The organism is Ruania albidiflava DSM 18029 (assembly GCF_000421225.1).
GTDB classification, from domain to species: domain Bacteria; phylum Actinomycetota; class Actinomycetes; order Actinomycetales; family Beutenbergiaceae; genus Ruania; species Ruania albidiflava.
Genome location: NZ_ATWL01000052.1, coordinates 1 through 2,003 on the forward strand (window position 1 = coordinate 1; position 2,003 = coordinate 2,003).

Annotated in this window: 2 protein-coding genes; one reads left to right on the top strand and one right to left on the bottom strand. The window is 64.8% G+C overall.

The window, feature by feature from the left end; all coding sequences use genetic code 11:
- Positions 1–63: 63 nt before the first annotated feature.
- Positions 64–219 (bottom strand): hypothetical protein, encoded by a 156-nt coding sequence (locus tag K338_RS25770; protein WP_022919795.1) that lies wholly within the window; start codon positions 217–219, stop codon positions 64–66.
- Positions 220–751: 532 nt separating this feature from the next.
- On the opposite strand from K338_RS25770, the gene K338_RS24160 reads away from it, so the two are divergent.
- Entirely contained in the window at positions 752–1,870 is a 1,119-nt protein-coding gene (locus tag K338_RS24160; protein WP_022919797.1) for a hypothetical protein, read from the top strand.
- Positions 1,871–2,003: the final 133 nt, after the last annotated feature.

Consider the following 2,003-nt stretch of genomic DNA (forward strand, 5'->3'; position numbering starts at 1 on the left):
CGACGCGCCGTCGGCCCTCCAGCGACCTGCTTGTTCGCCATGACTCCATCCTCGCTTCCAAGCTCAGGAGTCTCCATCAAACCCAGTGCGGTTCAGCCGCACCCCCTGGACAGCCTTGGCAAGCTCCTCGCGCTCCTCGTCGCTGAGCTGCTCAAGGTATCGGTCGATGCCGCCGCGCCAATCCTCGTCGTCGTCCCCGCTCGCGGCGATCGTGCTCATGCGGTGAGCCTATACACTCGCACCGACATGGCCCAGAGACGCCCCGGTCGAAGCACTGGCTGGCCTGCCTGCTGCGGTGCTGGTGGTCGCCGGGCGACCACGGCGGGGACCGCCCCAACTTGTCCAGTGTCTCCAGGACGCTGCGGGGGCGGGGAGTCCACTCGCACGAGCTCATCGTGCCAGACAGTCCCAGGTTCAGAAGCAATTTCCCGTCACTGCGCCTGCGGATTCGCTCCCCGTCCCGGTAGCCGATCCCTCACCGGGCCACGGCCCTGCCGCTCAGACCCAGCCCGCTCGGTGTGAATGTCCGAAGTCGTCTGCACAGGTGACCTGCACGTTCGAGGCAGTGTGCAGAGGAGTTTGATCGCCCCGGCGTGTCCGTACCCGTGTGCACGATCGGCATGTTGTTCCGTAGTCCTGTGCACGACGAAGGCGTCGATGAGAACCGGGTTCCCGAGCGTGGCCTGCTGACCGTCCCCGATGAGGTGTGATCTCTGAGGAGGGAGGTGGCGCTTGGAGCAGAATGGCAGGTATGACAGAAGAGCAGGACGTGTGGGGTGCGGGCGCGCGGACGGTTGTGGTGGGCTTGCTGGCGGAGTCCGGACCGAGACGGCGAATGCTGCAGAAGCTGGCCCAGGAGCTACCCGGCGAGTTAGCCCGACACGTCGATGCGAACTGTTCGTGGGAGATCAGGGTCGAGGAGTACGCCCTGCCCTTCGACGAGGAGGGCAACATCACGTTGATGGCGAACGCTCAGGAGCTGCGGCACCAGCTGGGGTGTGACCAGGTCGTGTATCTGACCGACCTGCCCAGGCTTATTCGAGGAAAGGCTTTGCTCGCTGATATCAGTGTCCCCCAGGAAGCAGCGCTGATCTCCGTGCCTGCTCTTGGCCTCGCTCAATACCGCAGCATGCGCAAGACCGTCCTGCGCGTCGTCGCGGAGCTGTCCCACGGACCGGAACTGGCCTCAAAAGGCCAGGCTCGCCTGATTCGCCGTGGCGTGCTGCGCCCGGTCAAGCAGCGGCCTGTGGACCGAGAAGGAGGCGAGACCTACAGCGAGCTGACCGGGGCGCGTGGCTATGTGCGCCTGCTGCTTGGCATGGTGCGGGCGAACCAGCCCTGGACCCTGGTTCCGGCTCTGTCCAGCGCGATGGCCGCAGCGATCGGCACCGGCGCCTTTGGCGTCTTCTACAGCGGCATTTGGGCCCTGGGCAACGCGCTCAGCCCGTGGCGATTGACCGCGATCAGCATCGCGGCCATCACGATCATGTCTGCGTGGCTGATCGCTTACAACGGCTTGTGGGACCACCCTGAAGGGATCCATGCACGCCGAAAGAGATGGATCTACAACACCAGCACACTGCTCACCGTCGCGATGGCCGTGTCGTTGATGTACGCCGCGCTGTTCATGGTGATCCTGCTGGGCGCGTTGACGGTGATCGCCGGGGACTACCTGCAAACCCAGCTACAGCTATCCCAGGTGAGCTTCGTCAACTACGTAAAGCTCGCGTGGCTGGCAAGCTCCATGGGCACCATCGCAGGAGCGCTGGGCTCTAGTTGGGACAGTGACCGAGCCGTGCGCCAGGCAACATACAGCCGGCGCGAGTACGAGCGACGGGCGCAGACCTCCAAGGACTGGAACGAACAATAGATCAGCGCCGGGTCAGGATCGCCACCTACACCCGGTAAGACGACTAAGAGATCGCGCGGGTAGGTTCATGGTCGGCGGGTTGGTCGGGTGTTCCAGCGGTGGGTGGTCCAGGCGGTGCGGATGAGTCGGCGGG

Coding starts and splice junctions, on each gene's coding strand:
- K338_RS25770 (WP_022919795.1), bottom strand. CDS start 219: ATGAGCACGATCGCCGCGAGCGGGGACGACGACGAGGATTGGCGCGGC.
- K338_RS24160 (WP_022919797.1), top strand. CDS start 752: ATGACAGAAGAGCAGGACGTGTGGGGTGCGGGCGCGCGGACGGTTGTG.